This window comes from Paenibacillus sp. 4624 (assembly GCF_050435065.1).
GTDB lineage: Bacteria > Bacillota > Bacilli > Paenibacillales > Paenibacillaceae > Paenibacillus > Paenibacillus amylolyticus_D.
This window is the reverse complement of sequence record NZ_JBNDJR010000004.1, coordinates 130,822-151,430: the sequence shown is the minus strand read 5'-3', so window position 1 is coordinate 151,430 and position 20,609 is coordinate 130,822. Positions and strand designations below refer to the sequence as shown.

The 20,609-nt window shown below is 45.1% G+C and carries 21 protein-coding genes; all 21 read left to right on the top strand.

Going from position 1 to position 20,609, the window contains the following annotated elements:
- Positions 1 to 29 precede the first annotated feature (29 nt).
- The 21 genes from topA (at position 30) to fliY (ending at position 20,605) form a co-directional block, all read left to right on the top strand.
- On the top strand, positions 30 to 2,129 hold the full coding sequence (gene topA, locus ABIE27_RS11150) for a type I DNA topoisomerase (RefSeq protein WP_123064440.1): 2,100 nt from the start codon (positions 30 to 32) through the stop codon (positions 2,127 to 2,129).
- Between the two features lie 17 nt (positions 2,130 to 2,146).
- Entirely contained in the window at positions 2,147 to 3,490 is a 1,344-nt protein-coding gene (trmFO, locus tag ABIE27_RS11145; protein WP_429350541.1) for an FADH(2)-oxidizing methylenetetrahydrofolate--tRNA-(uracil(54)-C(5))-methyltransferase TrmFO, read from the top strand.
- A 24-nt stretch (positions 3,491 to 3,514) separates the two neighbouring features.
- The gene (gene hslV / locus ABIE27_RS11140; RefSeq protein ID WP_090923879.1) at positions 3,515 to 4,057 is read left to right on the top strand and encodes an ATP-dependent protease subunit HslV; all 543 of its coding nucleotides are present in this window, start codon (positions 3,515 to 3,517) and stop codon (positions 4,055 to 4,057) included.
- Positions 4,058 to 4,172: 115 nt separating this feature from the next.
- Positions 4,173 to 5,579, top strand: a complete 1,407-nt coding sequence (gene hslU, locus ABIE27_RS11135; RefSeq protein WP_123064442.1) for an ATP-dependent protease ATPase subunit HslU — start codon at positions 4,173 to 4,175, stop codon at positions 5,577 to 5,579.
- A gap of 1,004 nt (positions 5,580 to 6,583) precedes the next feature.
- Positions 6,584 to 6,991 (top strand): flagellar basal body rod protein FlgB, encoded by a 408-nt coding sequence (gene flgB, locus ABIE27_RS11130; protein ID WP_123064443.1) that lies wholly within the window; start codon positions 6,584 to 6,586, stop codon positions 6,989 to 6,991.
- Positions 6,992 to 6,996: 5 nt separating this feature from the next.
- Entirely contained in the window at positions 6,997 to 7,449 is a 453-nt protein-coding gene (gene flgC, locus ABIE27_RS11125) for a flagellar basal body rod protein FlgC (protein WP_123064444.1), read from the top strand.
- Positions 7,450 to 7,504: 55 nt separating this feature from the next.
- Positions 7,505 to 7,819: a flagellar hook-basal body complex protein FliE gene (gene fliE / locus ABIE27_RS11120; RefSeq protein ID WP_123064445.1), complete on the top strand. Its 315-nt coding sequence runs from the start codon at positions 7,505 to 7,507 to the stop codon at positions 7,817 to 7,819.
- 131 nt (positions 7,820 to 7,950) lie between these two features.
- A complete protein-coding gene (fliF, locus tag ABIE27_RS11115; RefSeq protein WP_123064533.1) occupies positions 7,951 to 9,537 on the top strand; it encodes a flagellar basal-body MS-ring/collar protein FliF in 1,587 nt (528 codons plus the stop codon).
- 11 nt (positions 9,538 to 9,548) lie between these two features.
- On the top strand, positions 9,549 to 10,565 hold the full coding sequence (gene fliG, locus ABIE27_RS11110; RefSeq protein WP_123064446.1) for a flagellar motor switch protein FliG: 1,017 nt from the start codon (positions 9,549 to 9,551) through the stop codon (positions 10,563 to 10,565).
- Complete coding sequence (locus tag ABIE27_RS11105; RefSeq protein WP_123064447.1) at positions 10,558 to 11,415, top strand: FliH/SctL family protein; 858 nt, start codon at positions 10,558 to 10,560, stop codon at positions 11,413 to 11,415. Before fliG ends, ABIE27_RS11105 begins: the two co-directional genes overlap by 8 nt.
- A complete protein-coding gene (fliI, locus tag ABIE27_RS11100) occupies positions 11,402 to 12,721 on the top strand; it encodes a flagellar protein export ATPase FliI (RefSeq protein WP_123064448.1) in 1,320 nt (439 codons plus the stop codon). Before ABIE27_RS11105 ends, fliI begins: the two co-directional genes overlap by 14 nt.
- A gap of 10 nt (positions 12,722 to 12,731) precedes the next feature.
- The gene (fliJ, locus tag ABIE27_RS11095) at positions 12,732 to 13,181 is read left to right on the top strand and encodes a flagellar export protein FliJ (RefSeq protein WP_123064449.1); all 450 of its coding nucleotides are present in this window, start codon (positions 12,732 to 12,734) and stop codon (positions 13,179 to 13,181) included.
- Positions 13,182 to 13,224: 43 nt separating this feature from the next.
- Positions 13,225 to 14,163 carry a MotE family protein gene (locus ABIE27_RS11090; RefSeq protein WP_123064450.1) on the top strand — a complete coding sequence of 313 codons (939 nt, stop codon included), beginning with the start codon at positions 13,225 to 13,227 and terminating at the stop codon, positions 14,161 to 14,163.
- Between the two features lie 37 nt (positions 14,164 to 14,200).
- Positions 14,201 to 15,664 (top strand): flagellar hook-length control protein FliK, encoded by a 1,464-nt coding sequence (locus ABIE27_RS11085; protein ID WP_123064451.1) that lies wholly within the window; start codon positions 14,201 to 14,203, stop codon positions 15,662 to 15,664.
- A 19-nt stretch (positions 15,665 to 15,683) separates the two neighbouring features.
- The gene (locus tag ABIE27_RS11080; RefSeq protein WP_123064452.1) at positions 15,684 to 16,241 is read left to right on the top strand and encodes a flagellar hook capping FlgD N-terminal domain-containing protein; all 558 of its coding nucleotides are present in this window, start codon (positions 15,684 to 15,686) and stop codon (positions 16,239 to 16,241) included.
- Positions 16,238 to 16,621: a TIGR02530 family flagellar biosynthesis protein gene (locus tag ABIE27_RS11075; RefSeq protein ID WP_123064453.1), complete on the top strand. Its 384-nt coding sequence runs from the start codon at positions 16,238 to 16,240 to the stop codon at positions 16,619 to 16,621. Before ABIE27_RS11080 ends, ABIE27_RS11075 begins: the two co-directional genes overlap by 4 nt.
- Before the next feature lie 81 nt (positions 16,622 to 16,702).
- Positions 16,703 to 17,521, top strand: a complete 819-nt coding sequence (gene flgG / locus ABIE27_RS11070; protein WP_123064454.1) for a flagellar basal body rod protein FlgG — start codon at positions 16,703 to 16,705, stop codon at positions 17,519 to 17,521.
- A gap of 66 nt (positions 17,522 to 17,587) precedes the next feature.
- A complete protein-coding gene (locus tag ABIE27_RS11065; RefSeq protein WP_123064455.1) occupies positions 17,588 to 17,809 on the top strand; it encodes a flagellar FlbD family protein in 222 nt (73 codons plus the stop codon).
- Positions 17,809 to 18,267: a flagellar basal body-associated FliL family protein gene (locus ABIE27_RS11060; protein WP_123064456.1), complete on the top strand. Its 459-nt coding sequence runs from the start codon at positions 17,809 to 17,811 to the stop codon at positions 18,265 to 18,267. The genes ABIE27_RS11065 and ABIE27_RS11060 overlap by 1 nt, the downstream gene beginning before the upstream one ends.
- A gap of 39 nt (positions 18,268 to 18,306) precedes the next feature.
- Positions 18,307 to 19,305 carry a flagellar motor switch protein FliM gene (fliM, locus tag ABIE27_RS11055; protein ID WP_123064457.1) on the top strand — a complete coding sequence of 333 codons (999 nt, stop codon included), beginning with the start codon at positions 18,307 to 18,309 and terminating at the stop codon, positions 19,303 to 19,305.
- Positions 19,295 to 20,605, top strand: coding sequence for a flagellar motor switch phosphatase FliY (gene fliY, locus ABIE27_RS11050; RefSeq protein WP_123064458.1), 1,311 nt, complete (start codon positions 19,295 to 19,297; stop codon positions 20,603 to 20,605). Before fliM ends, fliY begins: the two co-directional genes overlap by 11 nt.
- Positions 20,606 to 20,609 lie beyond the last annotated feature (4 nt).

Sequence of the window (20,609 nt, the reverse complement as noted above, 5' to 3'; positions counted from 1 at the left end):
AGTTTCATGACTGAGAGGAGGATGAACCTATGGCGGATGCACTCGTAATCGTGGAGTCGCCCTCAAAGGCGAAGACGATCGGCAAATATTTAGGTAGCAAGTTCATCGTGAAAGCTTCGATGGGACATGTGCGCGATTTGCCAAAGAGTCAGATCGGCGTTGAGGTAGAGAATGATTTTAATCCGAAATATATTACGATCCGCGGCAAAGGTTCAGTATTGAAGGAACTTAAGGATGCACGCAAGAAGGTGAAAAAAGTGTATCTCGCGGCCGACCCCGATCGTGAGGGTGAAGCCATTGCCTGGCATTTGGCACATGCACTTGAACTGGATGACACGGCGGATTGCCGAGTTGTATTTAATGAAATCACCAAACAAGCGGTTAAGGACGCATTCAAAACGCCGCGTAAAATAAATATGGATTTGGTCAATGCACAGCAAGCTAGGCGCATTTTGGATCGGCTCGTTGGGTACAAAATCAGTCCACTATTATGGAAGAAAGTAAAAAAAGGATTATCAGCAGGACGAGTTCAGTCTGTTGCCGTCAAAATTATTTTGGATCGTGAAAATGAAATTGACGAATTTGAACCGGAAGAGTACTGGAGCATTACAGCCAAACTGAGTGCAGATGGCAATCCGTTTGAGGCAAAGTTTCATAAGTTGAACGGCACGAAAACAGAGCTTGGCAGTGAGGCTGAAGTACAGGCGATTTTGAAACAGATCGAAGGAGCTGACTTTACGATCAAGGAAGTGAAGGAGAAAGAGAGAACTCGAAATCCTTCGGCACCCTTTACAACAAGTTCACTACAGCAGGAAGCGGCACGTAAACTTAATTTCAGGGCTTCCAAGACGATGTCGGTTGCGCAACAGCTTTATGAAGGTGTAGACCTTGGAAAAGAAGGCACAGTCGGTCTCATTACGTATATGCGTACAGACTCGACGCGTATTGCTTCTTCTGCGCAGGAAGAAGCCAAAGAATATATCGTTGGAAAGTATGGCGAGACATTTGCACCAGAGAGCCCGCGTAACTATTCGAAAAAGGCTTCAAACGCTCAGGACGCCCACGAAGCGATTCGTCCGACTTCCATTTTGCGTGATCCAGATTCGATTAAATCGTTCATGAGTCGTGATCAGTTCCGCTTATATAAGTTGATTTGGGAACGTTTTGTAGCCAGTCAGATGTCTTCGGCTATTCTGGATACACTTTCGGTTGATATCGCTGCGGGAGATACAATCTTCCGTGCGGCGGGTTCCAAGGTGCGCTTTCAGGGTTTCATGAAAGTGTATGTAGAAGGAAACGACGATGGTACAACCGAGGAAGACCGTTTGTTGCCTCCGCTCAAGAGTGGAGATGTGCTGGAGAAGCAGGAGATTGAGCCTAAACAGCACTTTACGCAGCCGCCGCCACGTTATACCGAAGCACGGTTGGTTAAAACCTTGGAAGAGCTCGGCATAGGTAGACCGAGTACATATGCGCCGACACTGGAGACCATTCAGAAACGCGGATATGTTGCGATCGAAGAGAAGAAATTTATGCCGACAGAGCTGGGAGAGCTGGTCATTGAGCAGATGGAAGAATTTTTCCCGGAAATCCTGAATGTAGAGTTTACCGCTAATATGGAAGGTGATCTCGACCATGTAGAGGAAGGCTCTGAAGATTGGGTTAAAGTGCTGGCTGAATTCTATGAATCTTTCGAAAAACGGCTGGAGTTTGCTGAGGAAGAAATGAAAGAGATCGAGATCGAAGACGAGGTGTCGGATGAGATCTGTGAGAAATGTGGCAAGCCGCTCGTGTATAAACTGGGTCGTTTCGGAAAGTTCCTCGCATGCTCAGGGTTCCCTGACTGCCGCAATACGAAACCGATTATTAAAGACATCGGTGTAACTTGTCCGAAGTGTAAGGAAGGGCATGTGGTGGAACGCCGCAGTAAAAAAGGACGTATTTTTTATGGCTGTGACAAATATCCGGAATGTGATTTTGTATCTTGGGATAAACCTTCCGCTAAACCTTGTCCGAGCTGTGGATCGTTAATGATCGAGAAGCGAAACAAAAAAGGAACAAGATTGCAGTGTACTTCATGTGATCATCAGGAGCCGGTGGAAGAACCGGAAGATGAATCAACGGATTAGCATAATGATGGGGGTAAATGATTTTGACAAGTGAACAACAAGTAACGGTAATTGGAGCGGGACTGGCTGGATCAGAAGCGGCGTGGCAGATTGCCAGTCGCGGTGTGCGTGTGAAGTTATATGAGATGAGACCGGTTGTCAAAACACCGGCTCATCATACGGATAAATTTGCAGAACTCGTATGCAGTAACTCTCTGCGTGCCAATGGACTGGCGAATGCTGTTGGCGTTCTAAAAGAAGAGATGAGAATGTTGAATTCGCTCGTACTCGGGGCAGCTGATCGACATGCTGTTCCGGCAGGAGGAGCTTTGGCTGTTGACCGGGATGGCTTCTCGGGTGAGATTACATCGACATTGCATCAACATCCGCTGATTGAAGTGGTGAACGAAGAACTAACTTCGTTACCAGAGGACGGGATAGTTGTTGTTGCGACTGGACCACTGACTTCGCCGGCGTTGTCCGAGCAGATTAAAGCATTAATGGGTGAGGAATACTTCTATTTTTATGATGCTGCTGCTCCGATTATTGAAAAAGATTCCATTGATATGAACAAGGTATACCTTGCCTCTCGTTATGATAAAGGAGAAGCGGCTTATCTCAACTGTCCCATGACAGAAGAAGAGTTTGATATCTTTTATGAAGCTCTTATTACCGCAGAGGTTGCTCAGTTAAAAGAGTTCGAAAAGGAAATCTATTTCGAAGGCTGCATGCCGATTGAAGTCATGATGAAACGGGGCAAACAAACAGCATTGTTTGGACCTATGAAGCCGGTAGGCTTGGTTAACCCGCATACAGGTGAATTGCCTCATGCTGTAGTACAACTTAGACAGGACAATGCAGCGGGAACGTTGTATAATCTGGTGGGCTTCCAAACGCATTTGAAATGGGGAGAACAAAAACGTGTCTTCTCACTGATTCCAGGTCTTGAAAATGCTGAGTTTGTGCGTTTCGGTGTCATGCACCGGAATACATTTATTAACTCACCGAAGCTGCTTCGTCCAACGTACCAATTCAAAGAGCGTCCTAATTTGTTCTTTGCTGGTCAGATGACAGGGGTAGAAGGATATGTTGAATCTGCCGCATCGGGTCTCATTGCCGGCATGAATGCAGCTAAAGCAGCATTAGGACAAGAACTTGTTGTATTGCCGGTAGAAACGACACTAGGCAGTATGGCTCAATATATTACAACAGCGGATTTCAAACACTTCCAGCCAATGAATGCTAACTTCGGTTTGTTGCCAAAATTGGAAACGAAAATTCGTAACAAAAAAGAAAAAAATGAAGCACTTGCAAACCGTGCCCTGGATGGCATCGCCAAGTTTGCTGCTTCAGAAGGTCTAACCGTTCCAGAACGCGTATAAATTATTCGTGGGGGAGCTGATATCATGGATATGTCATTTCATGCGACAACGATCTGTGCTGTCCGTCATAATGGCAAGGCAGCGATTGCGGGCGATGGTCAGGTAACTATGGGCCAGAGCGTTGTAATGAAGAATACAGCCAAAAAAGTAAGACGTTTATATCGTGGACAGGTTGTTGCTGGGTTTGCCGGTTCTGTAGCCGATGCAATTACACTGTTTGAAAAATTCGAAGGTAAACTGGAAGAGCACCATGGCAATCTGCAACGGGCTGCTGTTGAACTTGCGAAGGACTGGCGGCAGGATCGCATTCTGCGGAAGCTCGAAGCTTTGCTGATCGTGATGGACAAAACAGGAATGCTTCTTATTTCAGGCGGTGGCGAGATTATCGAGCCGGACGATGATATCATTGCAATCGGTTCAGGCGGTAATTTTGCTTTGTCCGCTGCGCGGGCGCTGAAACGCCATGCTGGACAGATGGAAGCAAAAGATATCGCGCGTGAGTCGCTTCAGGTGGCTTCCGAGTTGTGTGTATACACGAATAGTAATATTATCGTCGAAGAATTGTAGCAACAAAGAAATCTCCCGTACAGGACAAGATGCTGCATCTGCTCCGGTTTACGTTAAGGAGATTCTTTGCTCTTGTGGCAGAATTGACGTCAACATACTCGTAGGAGGGAAGTATATGAATTCTCAAGCTTTAACGCCAAGACAGATTGTTGCGGAACTGGATAAATATATCGTAGGTCAAAAACAGGCGAAGAAATCAGTGGCCGTAGCGCTTCGTAATCGCTATCGACGCAGTCTTTTGCCAGAAAATACACAGGATGATATTGTACCTAAAAATATACTGATGATTGGACCTACAGGTGTCGGTAAAACGGAAATTGCGCGTCGTCTTGCAAAGCTGGTAGGGGCACCTTTTGTAAAAGTCGAAGCAACCAAGTTTACTGAAGTGGGATATGTCGGACGTGATGTGGAATCCATGGTTCGGGATTTAATTGAAACATCCTTGCGTATGGTCAAGCTTGAGCGAACTGAAAAAGTGAAGGATAAAGCGGAAGAAGCTGCTAACGAGCGCATTGTACATATATTGGCTCCTTCTCAGTCGAAGTCTAAAAACCAGCGTAATCCGTTTGAAATGATCTTTGGAAACAACGGGAATGGAAATGCAGCGCAGGATCAGGATGAACCTGAACCTGATGCAGGTGTAGCCGAACGTCGTCGTAAAATCAAGTTTGATCTGTTGTCTGGTAAATTGGAAGATGACATCATTGAGATTGATGTAGAGGACAATACGCCGAACATGATGGATATGTTTGCTGGCCAGGGTAATGATCAGATGGGCATGAACATGCAGGAGATGTTTGGCAGTTTGTTGCCGCGTCGTACGAAGAAACGTAAATTGGCGATTAAGGAAGCGCGTAAAGTGCTTATTCAAGAAGAAGCGAGCAAATTAATTGATATGGATGATGTGACTCAGGAGTCCATAAGACGTGCAGAGCAGACAGGCATTATTTTCATCGATGAGATTGATAAAGTAGCCAGTCAAGGTCGTGGAAGTGGGCCAGATGTGTCTCGTGAGGGAGTTCAGCGTGACATTCTACCCATTGTCGAAGGATCAACGGTCATGACCAAGTATGGGCCCGTCAAAACGGATTATATTCTGTTTATGGCGGCTGGTGCATTCCATGTGGCTAAACCTTCGGATCTGATTCCAGAGCTTCAGGGGCGCTTCCCGATTCGTGTAGAGTTGAACAGTCTTACTCTGGAGGAGTTTGTCTCCATTCTAACGGAACCTCAAAATGCGCTAACGAAGCAATATGTCGATTTGTTGCGCACAGAGAATATTGAGATTGAGTTCTCGGAAGAGGCAATACGGGAGATTGCCAAGCTCGCGGAAGCTGTTAACCAAAACACAGAAAACATTGGAGCTCGCCGTCTGCACACCATATTGGAAAAACTTCTAGAAGACTTGTCCTTCGAGGCTCCTGAGCTTACGTTGGAACGTATGGTGATTACACCAGAGTATGTGCGTGAAAAATTACATGATATTGCGACCGATCGAGATTTAAGTCAGTACATCCTTTAAGTAAGAGCAAAGAGGAATAAATGTAGCTTGTATTACCACATGATATGATGGTTGTATGGAGTAAAACTTGGGGTATGTATCAAAAACAGTAGACATTCTTTCATATGCTCTGTGCCTTTTGTGCAGATCATGCTGTGTTAGGTGTCGTGTTTTTGAGTACGTACCCTTATTTTTATTATGATCTAACCTTTTCTGATGATTAGACCGATAAAAGAGAGGTGGCGACAATTTATGTTAGAAACTAGGACTTGGGCCGCATTTATATCAGTATAAAGGGTAGCGGGTTAGTTGGTATTCCCATTTTTAAGCAACCATGAATTTCCATTAAAAGAATTTTAATTATTTAAATGTTATCTGTTGCTAAGCGAATAAGCTGGAAAAGTTTGCGCAAATGCGCAAAACGTCGTTTTGTGGAAAACAGAGAAGGCAACAATTATTTTCGAAATATAAAATAGTAGTGACCTATACAATTGTTAAGAAAGTGTTGCGTCAGAAATGATAGATGGAATGAGTTCCTATACATAAAATGTGAAATAAAATAGAGTCGACTTCCTAAAAATACAATGTACTATAAGCTTAAAACCCTAATATGGCGGTAAAATATACTAAACTTAACAAACAGAAATTCTGATGTGGAAAGGTACATTTAGATGTGTTCAGACTGAAATGCAGGCGGGAATAATGAGTTTTATTTTAAGAATGTTTAAGGCGATGCCTCAAGATTGTTAACACATTTTTGATTTGGGACTGAATATTTACGAAAAAAATCATATTTTGCAGAAAATACACAAAAAGCCCTCTCTTTAAGAAAAGATAGGGCTTTTTTCTTATTGTAATATATCCCAAACTCGAAGAAACTTATGTTATACGACAACATCAGAGTTAATTCTACTTAAGTCCTAGAAAACCGTGTAAACACGAATGTTTTTGTCGAAAAAACAACAGCAGTTTCGCGCAAAAAGATTCAATCTTTTTCCATATATACTAATGAGAGGAGGGATATTGTGAATCTTTTAAACGATATCAGCTTTAAAAGATTACAAGGTGCGCTCGATGCGTCGAACATGAGACAACGAACGATATCTGATAACGTAGCGAACGCCGATACCCCGTATTTCAAGCGATCAGACGTTTCTTTCGAAGAAATGTTACAGGATCAGATGAGCGGCGGTTTACCTGTTCTTAAAGGAAAAGTAACGGATCCAAGGCATTTTGTCATAGGTCCTTCCTCTTCAGTACCGACACCAGTAGTTAATATGGACCAGTCCACTTCCATGAATAATAACCAAAATAATGTGGACATTGATCGAGAGATGAGCCTTCTGGCGGATAATCAATTGCGTTACAACGCTTATATCCAGCAAGTAAACGAACAAATTAAAATGATGCGAGTAGGCGTAGAAGGGAGATAACCACGTTGAACATTAGCAACAGTTTCGGAATCAGTGCCTCGGCTCTTACAGCTCAACGTTTGCGTATGGACGTTATTTCTTCCAATATTGCAAATGCAGAAACCACGCGCGCGAGCATGTCGAATGGGGTCGCAGTTCCCTATAAGCGCAAAATGGTAGTACTTGAACCGAATAAAACATCCTTCAGCACGATGTTGCAAAACCAGATGCGTGGCGGAGGTTCAAGTGATGGTGTCAGAGTAACCGAGATTCGGGAAGATCAGTCACCATTCAAGCCGGTCTATGACCCGACTCATCCAGATGCAAACGCAGAAGGTTACGTGTTCATGCCTAATGTGGATATTGCAAAAGAAATGGTCGATATGATCTCGGCTTCACGTTCTTATGAGGCTAACGTGACCGCACTGAATTCAACCAAAGCGATGATTTCTAAAGCGTTAGAAATTGGAAAAGGTTAACTGTTGCATTCTTCGACAACGATCTAAAAAGAAGAGATAAAAGGGAGGGACATTCATGATTCAGAACAATATGTTTAACACTCAGGGAGTTCAGCCGTTGCAGATGAAGAGTGTGGCAACTGAAAATAAACCTTCTACACCAGCCGAAAGCATTCAGAGCTTCGGTACATACTTACAAAATGCACTGGGTTCTGTCGCCGCACAGGAAACTCAGGCCCATGAAATGTCAAATCAATTTTTGGTAGGTAAAGCGAATGTTGATCAGGTGTTGATTGCTTCGGAACAAGCCCTGCTTAGTCTGCAACTTACCACTCAGGTACGTAACAAAGTGGTTGAGGCATATCAAGAGGTTATGCGCACGCAACTATAAGATTTCATTTGCGCAAACAGTAGCGCTGATCATTACGACAAGCAGCTGCGATGCTGCTCCTGAACAAAGCTAGGAGAACGCTCAGGCTTTTGTCAGGACAGACTAAGCAAAGTTTCGGATGGGGTGACAGAGTGAATGAGAGAATTGCCCAGTACAGGGACAAGGCTTCACAGTACTGGAATAGCTTTAGCAAAAAGCAGAAAACATTATTTATTTCAACCTTCCTATTTCTGATTTTGGCAGCAGTGGTTCTCACGATGCAGTTATCCAAGACAGAATATGAAGTGGCGTTCACAGATTTAAATGCAAGTGATTCAGCTGGTGTAATCAATTATCTGAACTCCTCTAATATCCCATATAAACTTAGCGCGGACGGAAAAAGTATTTCTGTACCTAGTACAGATGTAGCGCTAACGAAAGTGAATATCGGATCCCAAGGCATTATTCAGAATGGTTCCCTTGGTTATAAAGCGTTTGAAAGCTCATCATCACCAATCGGCATGACAGATAAAGAGTTTGATGTGAAATACAATAATGCGTTAAATGGAGAAGTTGAAAAGCTGCTCCAGCGCATGCAGGGGATTCAGGATGCCAAAGTCCTTGTTAACATGCCAAAAGATAATATCTTTGCAGGCTTGGAAGAACAGGACAAAGCTTCGGCTTCCGTAGCGTTGCAGTTTAAACCGGGGTATCACCCGAACCAGGCAGCTGTAGATGGATACTTTAATTTGGTTAAAACAGCTGTTCCGAACTTGCCCATCGAGAACATCACCATCACGAACACGGATGAGGCTGAACTCGTTCCAACCGCTCGCGGTGGCAGTGGTGGCTTGTCATCTGAAGTGCAGGAGAATATGGCATTACAGAAAAAGTTTGAGAGCGACGTACGAAATAACGTGAAGCAATTCCTCTCTCAAATTGTAGGTGAGGATAAGGTCAACGTTCTGGTGGCCTCCAAACTGAACTTCGATAAAGTGACAAGTAAAGAAAATCTCGTTACACCTGTTGATCAAGAGAACATGAAAGGGATCGAGATCAGTGTGCAGCAAATTCAGAAGAGTTACACCGGTGGAGCAACTCCGACAGGTGGTGTAGCAGGAACCGGCCAACAGGATGTGCCTGGGTATCCTTCTTCTGATTCCAATAGCAATGCGAATTCGGAAGAATCATCAAGTACGATCAATTATGAAGTGAATCGAATTGCCAAAGATATCATTTCAAGCCCATATACTGTAAAAGATTTAACCATCAACGTGGCGGTTGAACCACCCGCAGGGCAAACCGAATTGCAACAGCCTGTTCGAGATGCGATCGAAAATATTCTAGTTAATATCGTTCGAGCGTCATTGGCAGACTCAGGCACAACGATAACTGACGCAGACCTGACAAAAAAAGTATCCGTCATGTCACAGGGCTTTGCAACAGCTGCAGATGCAAATACGGGCTTCCAGTTAACACCAGCGATGATGTGGGGTGGCGGAGCACTTATTGCGGTCTTGATCGCTGCGGTAGTGATCTTGTTAGTACGTCGTCGTCGTAAACAAAATGAGATTCTAGAAGAGGAAGAAATCCCGCTTCCAGTAGCAACAGAGTTCCCGTCCATAACACTGGACAGTGTGACGAACGAAAGTCAGGTGCGCAAACAATTGGAGAGTTTGGCCAAGAAAAAGCCGGACGAATTCGTCAATCTGCTGCGTACGTGGCTGGCTGACGAATAGAGGTGAACGCATTGGCAAAAGCAGGCAATGCCGGATTAACTGGCAGACAAAAAGCAGCAATATTGTTAATTACATTAGGTCCGGAAGTGTCTGCTCAGATCTTTAAACATCTCCGAGATGAAGAGATTGAGCAACTTACGTTGGAAATTGCCAACGTGCGCAAGGTTGACGCATCCGAGAAAGACATGATTATGTCCGAGTTCCATCAGATTTGTTTGGCACAGGAGTATATCTCTCAGGGCGGTATTACCTATGCGAAAGAAATATTGGAGAAAGCACTTGGTTCCACCAAAGCGCTTGAAGTTATTAATCGTTTGACAGCTACGTTGCAAGTTAGACCGTTTGACTTCGCACGCAAAGCTGATCCGAATCAGATTCTGAACTTTATTCAGAATGAAAGTCCACAAACGATTGCACTTGTACTGTCTTATCTGCAATTTGAGCAAGCAGCGGCCATTTTGTCCTCGCTCCCTCAGGAGAAACAAGCAGATGTTGCTCGCAGAGTAGCTGTGATGGACAGCACATCACCAGAAGTTATTTCACAGGTGGAACGTGTGCTGGAACAGAAGTTGTCTTCTACAGTGACGCAGGATTATACAAATGCAGGCGGTATCGAATCCATCGTTCAGATTTTGAATGGTGTCGATCGGGGGACGGAACGTACGATTTTGGACTCCCTTGAGATTCAGGATCCGGAACTTGCAGAAGAGATCAAAAAACGGATGTTTGTTTTCGAAGATATTGTCAATGTGGACGATCGCTCCATTCAACGTATTATTCGGGATATCGACAATGCCGATCTGCAGCTTGCACTTAAAGTGGCAAGCGAAGAAGTGCGTGAAGCCGTATTCCGTAATATGTCGAAACGGATGTCCGAAACATTCAAGGAAGAGATGGAATTCATGGGCCCTGTGCGGCTTCGTGATGTGGAGGAAGCTCAGACACGTATCGTAGGTACGATCCGCAGACTGGAAGAAGCCGGTGAGATCATTATCGCACGTGGTGGAGGAGATGATATCATTGTCTAATTTGATTAAATCTTTCCAGTATGTACCGGTCGAAGACCATAAAAGGCTCGAAAATCATCACCATTACGGCAGTGAAGAAGAGACTGGATTGGATGAGGACGGTGCGGCAGGTTCTGAATCGGAAGTGCTTCAGGCACGAGTCGATGAAGAAACGGAACGTCTCACTGCTGAGATGCTGGAAGATGCCAAGGAGTTTGCGGAAAAGCAGGTGCGTGATGCTTCAGAAGAGGCGGAGCGAATGCTTCAGGAAGCCCAGGAACAGATTGATCGCTGGTGGCAGGAGCAACGAGAGCAGGATGAACATCTGACTGAAGCTCTCCGCGCTCAAGGCTTTCAGCAAGGGTTTGAAGAGGGACGAGCACAAGCTGAACGGGATCTCCAAGTGAAGATCGAAGAGATGATGAAAGAAGCACAAGCCGTGCTTCAGGAAGCGTACGTAGCCAAAGAACAGATTATTCAGGAAGCTGAGCCGTTTCTTGTTGAACTTGCATGTGGCATTGCGGAGAAAGTGATAGATAAACAGCTTACGGTAGAGCCCGAACAAACGATTGAACTGATACGTCAGAGTTTGTCCAGAAAAAGAGAGCAGGGGCAGATCACGCTCTGCGTGGCGCCTGATCAATTTTCTTTTGTACAAGCAGCTAGGGAGGAACTGGCTCTTTCCATTGATTCGCAGGCAGAGTTACAGATTTTGCCTGATGCTACGGTTAAAGATAAGGGCTGTGTTATTCGTTCTTCATTTGGAAGTGTTGATGCAAGAATCGATACACAGCTTGCCGAGATTAAAAAAGAACTGATCCGCATAGCACTTGAGGATGAGGAGCGAAGAAATCAACATGAAGGTTCTTAGTTCACAGCGTTATATGGAGCATCTGCGGCAATTCGATCCTGTGCGTATAAATGGAAAAGTAACCCAGGTCATTGGACTTATGGTGGAATCAGAAGGACCGGATGCCAGCATTGGCGACGTATGTTACATCTATCCTGGTAAATCTGCCAAGCCGTTGCAGGCTGAAGTTGTAGGGTTCCGGGATAACAAGGTGTTGCTTATGCCACTGGGGGAACTTCAATCCATTGGTCCGGGCTGTGACGTGGTCGGAACCGGTAAACCCTTAGGTGTACAAGTAGGATCTGAATTGCTTGGTAAAGTGCTGGATGGACTCGGACAGCCGCTTGACGGTTCATTGTTGCCGTCTCGAATGCCGATGTATTCCACTTCCAATACCCCTGTTAACCCGATGGATAGACCGCGTGTGCTTGAAACGATGAGTGTGGGCGTTAGAGCAATCGACGGTTTGCTCACTGTAGGAAAAGGACAGCGTGTGGGTATATTTGCAGGTTCAGGTGTCGGAAAAAGTACATTGATGGGGATGATCGCTAGGAATACCGCTGCAGATGTGAATGTGATTGCACTGGTGGGTGAGCGTGGACGTGAGGTTCGTGACTTTATTGAAAGGGATCTTGGTCCGGAAGGCTTGGAACGGTCAGTCGTGATCGTAGCAACGTCAGATCAGCCTGCTCTGATTCGAATCAAGGGAGCTGTCATAGCAACGACGATTGCGGAGTATTTCAGAGATCGCGGTATGAACGTGATGTTAATGATGGATTCGGTAACCCGTTACGCAATGGCGCAGAGGGAAGTCGGCTTGGCTGTAGGAGAACCGCCGGCAATGAGAGGTTACACTCCTTCCGTTTTTGCAAGTCTACCGAAACTGTTAGAACGTGCAGGGACAGGGCCGACAGGGTCGATAACGGCCTTCTATACCGTGCTAGTCGATGGGGACGACATGAACGAACCGATTGCAGACGCAGTCCGAGGGATATTGGACGGTCACATCGTGTTGAACCGTGCGATAGCGAATAAAGGCCATTTTCCAGCGATTGATGTGCTTGCAAGCATTAGCCGTGTCATGAAGGACATCGCTCCTGAAGAGCAGATTGATGCGGTTAACAATATGAAACGTCTGATGGCTGTATACAAGGAGTCCGAAGATCTGATCAACATCGGTGCCTATCAAAGGGGATCAAATGCCGCCATAGATGAAGCAATGGATCAGATTGATCATATCTGGAATTTTACGAAGCAGAAAGTTGATGAAAAGGTAACGTTGAGTGAAGTACAGGAGCGTTTGATTCTTGAATTCGCAAGGAGATGAAGGGTAAACGATGAAATTTCGATATCATTTCCAGAAGGTTGTTGACCTGAAAAGCAATGAGAAGACACAGGCTGAATGGATGTTATCCACAGCGATCGGCAAACTTCAGACGGAAGAAGAGCACTTGTTGCAATTGATTAATGATCGAAATAATCTGATGAACATTATTCAAGCAGCAACTGAAAATTGTGCTTCCGTATCTAGCTTGCAGGAAATGCAGCGATATGCATATCACCTTGACGAATGCATATCGCGTAAGAACAGTGATGTCGAGCACGCTCAGGTCAATGTGCAGCGGAATCAGAGCTTTCTGAATGGTAAAGTGATTGATGAAAAAGTGTGGCTTGGAGCGAGAGATAAGGCTAAAGGCAGATTTCAGCAGGAGATGCTCCTCCGGGAACAGAACGATCTGGACGAGATGGCTACTGTACGCTTCGCCGCCAAAGCCCGCGCGAACTGATGTGAGCCGGATGCGAAGTTGTCTCGTGAAGGAGGAATGAACGGTGGCTGTAAAAGACACTGATATCGAAAAAGAGTCCGGGAGTGGATGGGAAAAGTTTCTCATGATTTCGATCCCGATTGTATTTACGGTTGTGCTCTTAGGTGTACTGCTTACTCTATTTAATGTAGATATTCGGAATAACGCGCTCGAACTTGCCAAAAAAATTCCTGTAGTCAAAAATTGGGTGCCTGATCCGGTGCTTGATCCTGAGAAGGAAAAGTTGGAAAAGAGCGAAAAGCAGGTTGAGAGTGCGGAAGCAACGATTGAAAAGCTGAAATCTCAGGTCACTGCGAAAGAAGCAGAACTCAAAGCGGCCAAAGACGCGGCTACTGCGGAGACGCAGAAAACGGCTGATCTGCAAAAGAAACTGAATGACGCGAATAAGGCTGCTGAAACAGCTGCAACTGCTGAACCGGAAACCGAAAGTGATTATCAAAAGCAGATTAAAAGTCTGGCTAAGATGTATGCTGACATGAGTCCAAGTAAAGCTGCGCCGATTTTGCAAAATATGACGAATGAAGAAATGGTGCTTATGTTAAGTGCGATGCAGTCGACTGCCCGGACGAAGGTGCTGGAAAAGATGGACCCGAAGACAGCAGCGGATGTGACCATGCTGATGAAGGATGCAAAGCCTTCAGGCGATCTTGCTTTGGATGCCCTGCAGTCCCGATTGAAGAAGGAAACAGCAGCAGCGACCACGACAACAGCAACCAACAGTAAGAACTTGGATAAAAATCAGTTGAGCCAGACCTTTGCTTCGATGTCTGCGTCAAGTGGAGCCAAACTCTTGCTCGAAACTTATAAAATAAGCCCGGATAAAACACTGACCATACTCAATTCAGTCAATGATGCAACTCGATCTCAACTGTTGGAAAACATGTCAAAAGAAGATTCGGTTGAGACAGCCAAAGTGTTAAATCGGCTAATGGGCAATAAGTAGCAACTCTATCCTTAACGCATGGAGGGGAGGTGAAAAAATGTCACTCGTATATCAAATGAACGCTGCAGCTTCTTCCAAAACATCTGGCTCATCACAGTCATCCACAGCGCAGGCCAAAGGTTCCGTTACGGGAACTGGAGCTGAGTTCTTGCAGACACTGGCACAGTCATTGGCTGGGGGAAGCGGAACTGGTGAAGGTACTGATGGGACAAATGGTGCATCAACAACAAAGACGTCTGCTCCGCTGATGTTTACTTTTGCCTCAGAAAATGAAGAAAAGAATACATCTGTAACGGATGCGTTAAGTTCACTATTCGTTGATACTGATTCGTCAGATTTAATGGGAAAACTCGAAAAACTATTTGGTGATCTGGATACGTTAGATAAAGCGTTGGAAAATGATCCGTCCATGCTTGCAGGTCTTCAATCGTTGATCCAGCAATTGTACGCATTATTAAGTAAAGATTCGGACGGAAATCAGCAAGCTTCGTCAAGCGAAGTCGGTTCTAATTTAGATCAAGCTACCGAATCTGTATCTGCTGTCGATCTGTCTCAGCATCCGGCTGCAGTCCGCTTTGTATTACAGGATGTGCTAACACAATTGTCAACACAAGTTCTTAAACAAGATAGTAATGTAGTCAAGCAAGCTCCGGAATTCCAACAGTTGCTTCAGCAGTTGCAAAGCCAGTTGAAGGAAGCCGGAGTCGAAACGGATGGCAAAAAAGGTTGGTCTGAACTCAAATCGATACTGGATACATTCTCAGCAATAAAGGATGCATCTGTTCAATCTCTTAATGTTGCTCCGACTACTGTACACAAAACAGATGCAAAAGCAACTCAGATCACTGCATCTGCAGGAGTGCAAACAGAATCTAAAGCAACAACAGTAACGGTTAAAGCTGATTCAGCACCCGTTACCGATGCGGAATCTGTAATCCATCATTCGAACATTGTAACAGCTGGGGAGTTATCCTTGCGAAGCTCAGGTACAGCCGTGAGCAAACCTGCTGAGCCTGTCATGCAAGCAACGAATTTTGCTAAGGAAATGACGCAATTTGTGGTGAGCAAGCTGGATATCGTGAATCAAAAAGGATTTTCTGAAGCCACAATCTCACTCCGCCCTGAGCATTTGGGGAAATTGGATGTACAGATTACATTACAAAACGGACAATTGGTTGCCAGGTTCATGACTGAACATGTCATGGCGAAGGACATGCTTGAACAACAGATGATGCAATTACGTTCCTCGTTACAGTCTCAGGGCATTCAGGTGGAACGGCTTGAGGTCACTCAGAACAGTTCGCTCGGATCCGAAATGTATCAGGATGGCGGACGTCAACAAGGGAATCAATCTCAGCAACAAAGACGTTCCCGTGAGCGTGGGGAGCATACCGATGAAGCTGTGACATCTGCGGGACTGCAGGAAGAGTTGCGCAACTGGCGTAGCGAGCAAGTGGAAGGCAACGAAATTCTGAGAGATTCATTTACTGCAGAGGCTTAAACAGGGATGAGGTGAATATATGGCAAATGAAATTGTTTCTACAAATAATACGTGGCCTAATTACGCTGCTGCGAATAGGGCTACAACAAGTGCTTCAACGAAAGAACTTGGTAAGGATCAATTTCTGAAAATTTTGATTACACAGTTGCAGAACCAAGATCCGATGCAGCCGATGGAAGATAAAGAGTTTATCGCACAAATGGCGCAATTTAGCTCGGTGGAGCAACTGGTCAACATTTCTACGCAGCTCAAAACGTTGAATCAGTCACTTGGAGCGGTATCGGGCATGATTGGCATGGAGATTAGTTGGCTTTCTTCTGATAAAACAGACAATGGTACGCTTCGCCAGGGTATTGTAGATTCTATCATTGTGCGAGACGGGGTTCAGTATGCAAAGGTAGGTAATGACGAAATTAAACTGGATGAAATTATCCAGGTGAACCGTGCCAAACAAGCCGAAGAAACGAAGTCGTCTGTCCAGAATGTTCAAAGTGATACTTCAAATTCTAATGGTAGTGACCCGTCTGATGTAAATGTCGGGAAGAGTGAATCCGAAGATCGAGAGCAAAACATATGAGTGATCGCATAACCGTTGGACAGTTATATACTGGCCCCGTTACTCCCAATTTGCTTCGCAAACCCCAAACGGGGGACACATCTAGCACACCAACTAAACCTTTTGCTCAAGTACTGGAAGACAACCTGTTAAAACTCAGCAACCATGCAGCTAAACGATTAGAACAGCGTGGCATCGAGTTGAAAACCGAGCAAATGAAGAAAATTGGTTCTGCACTGGATAAGGCTGCTGCCAAGGGAGCAAAAGAGTCTCTCATTTTGATGCAGGATATGGCTTTTATCGTAAATGTCAAAAATCGTACTGTCGTTACAGCAATGGATAGCGCAAGTATGAAAGATAATGTCTTTACTCAAATCGATAGTGCTGTAATTATTTCTTAGCCGGCTGGCCCTTCTCGGGAGCCGGAATGCCGCTGACCGACTGACGCGGCAACCAATATAAGGCTGGGAGGATTTTGTAAAATGTTGAAATCGATGTACTCAGGCGTTTCCGGGATGAGGGGTTTTCAAACCAAACTCGATGTCATTGGTAATAATATCGCGAATGTAAACACGGTTGGATTTAAAGGAAGCCGAGTGATGTTCAAAGACATTATGAGCCAAACGACTAAAGGGGTAACGGCTCCAACGGATACACCTTCGGGTGGTGTCAATGCACAGCAAATAGGTCTAGGTGTTTCCGTAGGATCAATTGACACAATGCACTTGGCAGGAAGCCCGATGACTACCAATAATCCAACCGACCTTCGAATCAATGGAGATGGATTTTTCTTGGTGCGTTTGAGCGATGCGCAAGAAGTACCTTATTTGACTCGTGCGGGTGATTTCCACGTTGATGCTGCTCGTAACCTGGTAACTTCTGACGGATTGTTCGTCATGGATAATGGCGGTGCGAACATCACAATCCCGGATGATGTTGTATCCTTCACCATTGGGCAGGATGGGTTTATCAATCAAACGATGGCTGATGGAACGACTCAAGCCGGAGCACAGCTTGGGATTGGTAAAGTTGTTAACCCTTCAGGTCTTGAGAAAATTGGCGGCAACTTGTACCGCATGACGGCGAATGCCAATCCGGATGGTGCGCTTGCTCCGGTGACAGCAAATAGTGCAGAAGACGGTACGGGGGCTATCATTGCCGGTCAGCTCGAAATGTCAAATGTTGATTTGACGAATGAATTTACCGAGATGATCGTGGCACAACGTGGTTTCCAAGCGAACTCCCGGATCATTACAACATCAGACGAAGTGCTTCAAGAGGTCGTTAACCTGAAACGTTAATAACTGATTAGTGATTTTGAAATGGTGGGGGAGCTTGCTCCTCCACTATGATTGAGGGGGCTTGGCATGATTTCAGTTACGCGGTTAAATGGTTCTCCCATGTGGTTAAATGCGCTGATGGTCGAGATCGTGGAAGAGACGCCGGACACGTATATTACTCTGGTAACGGGAAAAAGATTAATCGTGCTTGAAAAGGCCGATGAAGTGATTACCAAAATCAAAGAATACAACCGTGAAATTGGAGTTCAGGCAGCCACGATTAAAGTGCAGCAAACGGAGGAGTCCTGATGAAAAAGATGATGCCCTGGATTGCAACAGCATTGCTTGCAATCACACTCATTGTGGTCGTAGTTTTTGTATTTATGCAAGGTCAAGGCAAGAGCGACAATACACATACAGCGGCAGCTGCTGAAGAAAAAAAACTGACTGCAGATGAAATTGTAGAGGTTTCATCCGAGCTTGGACAGATTAAGACCAATTTGGCTGATGGAGATCGTATTATTATGGTTAGTTTCTCTTTCAAGTTATCGGATAAGAAAGCTAAAGAAGACTTTGAAAAAATTAAAAGTATCACGGTTAAGCCAATCATTATTGAGGCACTTGCGGACACCAAGGCTGAGGCACTGAGTTCGGCCAAAGGTATGAAACAATTCAATGAGAGACTGACGGCGCTGATTAATGAAGCATTGCCTGAGCCGAACTTGAAAAGCACTAACGTTTCAGACATTGTTATAGCACCAATGTAATGAATAGAACAAGCTGTAGATCTGTAAGGGGGTGAGAACATGGTGGATGTATTATCACAAAACGAGATTGACGCCCTATTAGCAGCCCTTTCTTCTGGTGAAATGGACGCCGAGGAATTGAAAAAGGAAGAAACTCAGAAGAAAATCAGATCCTATGATTTTAAGCGAGCAGTTCGTTTTTCCAAGGATCACATTCGAAGCCTGACGCGTATTCACGAGAACTTTGCTCGTTTTCTCACCACTTATTTTTCGGCCCAGTTGCGGACGTTCGTTCAGATCAATGTCGTGCAGGTAGAACAGTTGCCTTATGACGAGTTTATTCGTTCTATTCCCAAGATGACGATTTTGAACATTTTCGAAGCAGAGCCATTACAGGGACGAATGGTAATGGAGGTTCACCCCAACGTGGGTTATGCCATGCTGGATCGTCTACTTGGAGGAACAGGCAGTGCTCCGACCAAAATTGCAAGCATGACGGAAATTGAGACGACAATTATGGAACGGATATTCAGCCGAGCCTTTGAAAGTTTGCAGGAAGCTTGGAAGACGGTACTGGATATATCGCCAAGAATGGAAGCGTTGGAGACGAATCCGCAGTTTATGCAGATTGTATCCCCCAATGAGACCATTGCCTTGATCTCACTAAGCACCAAAATTGGTGATACCACGGGCATGATCAATTTGTGTATACCGCATGTCGTTCTTGAGCCTATTATGTCCCGGTTATCAACGCACCAGTGGTTTGTTTCGGAGAAGAAAACGAGAGCTCCGGAAGAATACGAAGCGCTGAAATCACGTGTAAACAAAGCCAAATTACCTGTTGTAGCCGAACTTGGTGAATCCAGAATTTCGATAGCCGAGTTTTTAGGATTATCGGTTGGTGATGTCATCACGCTGAATAAACCGGTGGAAGAGGGGCTTTCCATTAAAGTTGGTGACAGGCTGAAGTATATCGGCAGTCCAGGAACCATTAAGGACCGTGTGGCTGTGCAAATAGATCAAATTGTCACCGAAGGAGTTGAAGAATTTGACGAGTAAGGATTATTTATCCCAGGAAGAGATCGACGCTTTGCTTCGGCAATCGGAATCCATCTCGAGTTCTGAACCCGCTGAGAAAACGGTTGATGATTTTCTAACGGAGCTGGAACAGGATGCCCTGGGCGAGATTGGTAACATCACCTTTGGCAGTGCTGCGACTGCGTTGTCCACACTATTAGGCCTTAAAGTGGATATTACAACACCTAAAGTATCAATTATTAGCCGAACACAGTTCGAAGAGGCTTTTCCTAAACCACATGTTGCTGTTCATGTGAACTATGTGGATGGATTCGAGGGCATTAACTCACTGGTTATCAAAAAGAGAGACGCGCAGATTATCGCTGATCTAATGTTGGGCGGTGAAGGAAATCCGGCCGACGAAGAATTGAACGAAATTCACATTAGTGCGGTACAGGAAGCGATGAACCAAATGATGGGGTCTTCTGCCACATCTATGTCGACCATCTTCAACCGGTTTGTTAATATTTCTCCTCCAGGGATTGATATTCTCAACTTGGAAAGCGGCGAGGGTGTGACCAATCTCCCGCCAGATGAAACACTTATTCAAGTTTCGTTCCGTCTGTTAGTAGGGGATCTGATTGATTCGAATCTGATGCAGCTGCTTCCTGTACATTTTGCGAAAAATATGGTGGATATGTTAATCGGAGGTGCTCAAGAGTCGACCTCCAGTGCTCCTGTAGCTTCAACACCCGAGCCTGCGCCGACACCACCACCTGTTGCGCCTCCTACGCCAGCGCCAACGCCGCAACCAGCTATGGAGCAGCCGCCAGCGGCTCATCAACAGATGCCTCCACATGTTCCACAGCAGCCAGTTCAGGACTATAGTGGATATGGTCAAGCTCCGATGGGGATGCCTCCACAGCAACCATACGGTATGCCACCGCAGCAACCATACAATATGCCACCACAGCCAGCTTACGGCGAACCTCAACACTATGGTGGTGCACCAAATAGGAATGTGAATGTACAGCCTGTTCAATTCGCCAATTTGCAAAATGGGGCTTTTGCTCATGTGGACGAGAACAATTTGAATTTATTGATGGACATTCCCCTTAAAGTCACCGTAGAATTAGGAAGGACCCAGAAGCAAATTAAAGATATATTGGAATTATCACAAGGTTCGATTGTCGAACTGGATAAGTTGGCTGGTGAACCTGTCGATATTTTGGTCAATAACAAACTGATCGCCAAGGGAGAAGTTGTCGTCATTGACGAAAACTTTGGTGTTCGTGTTATAGATATTCTAAGCCAATGGGACCGTATTCAGAAATTACAATAAGCAC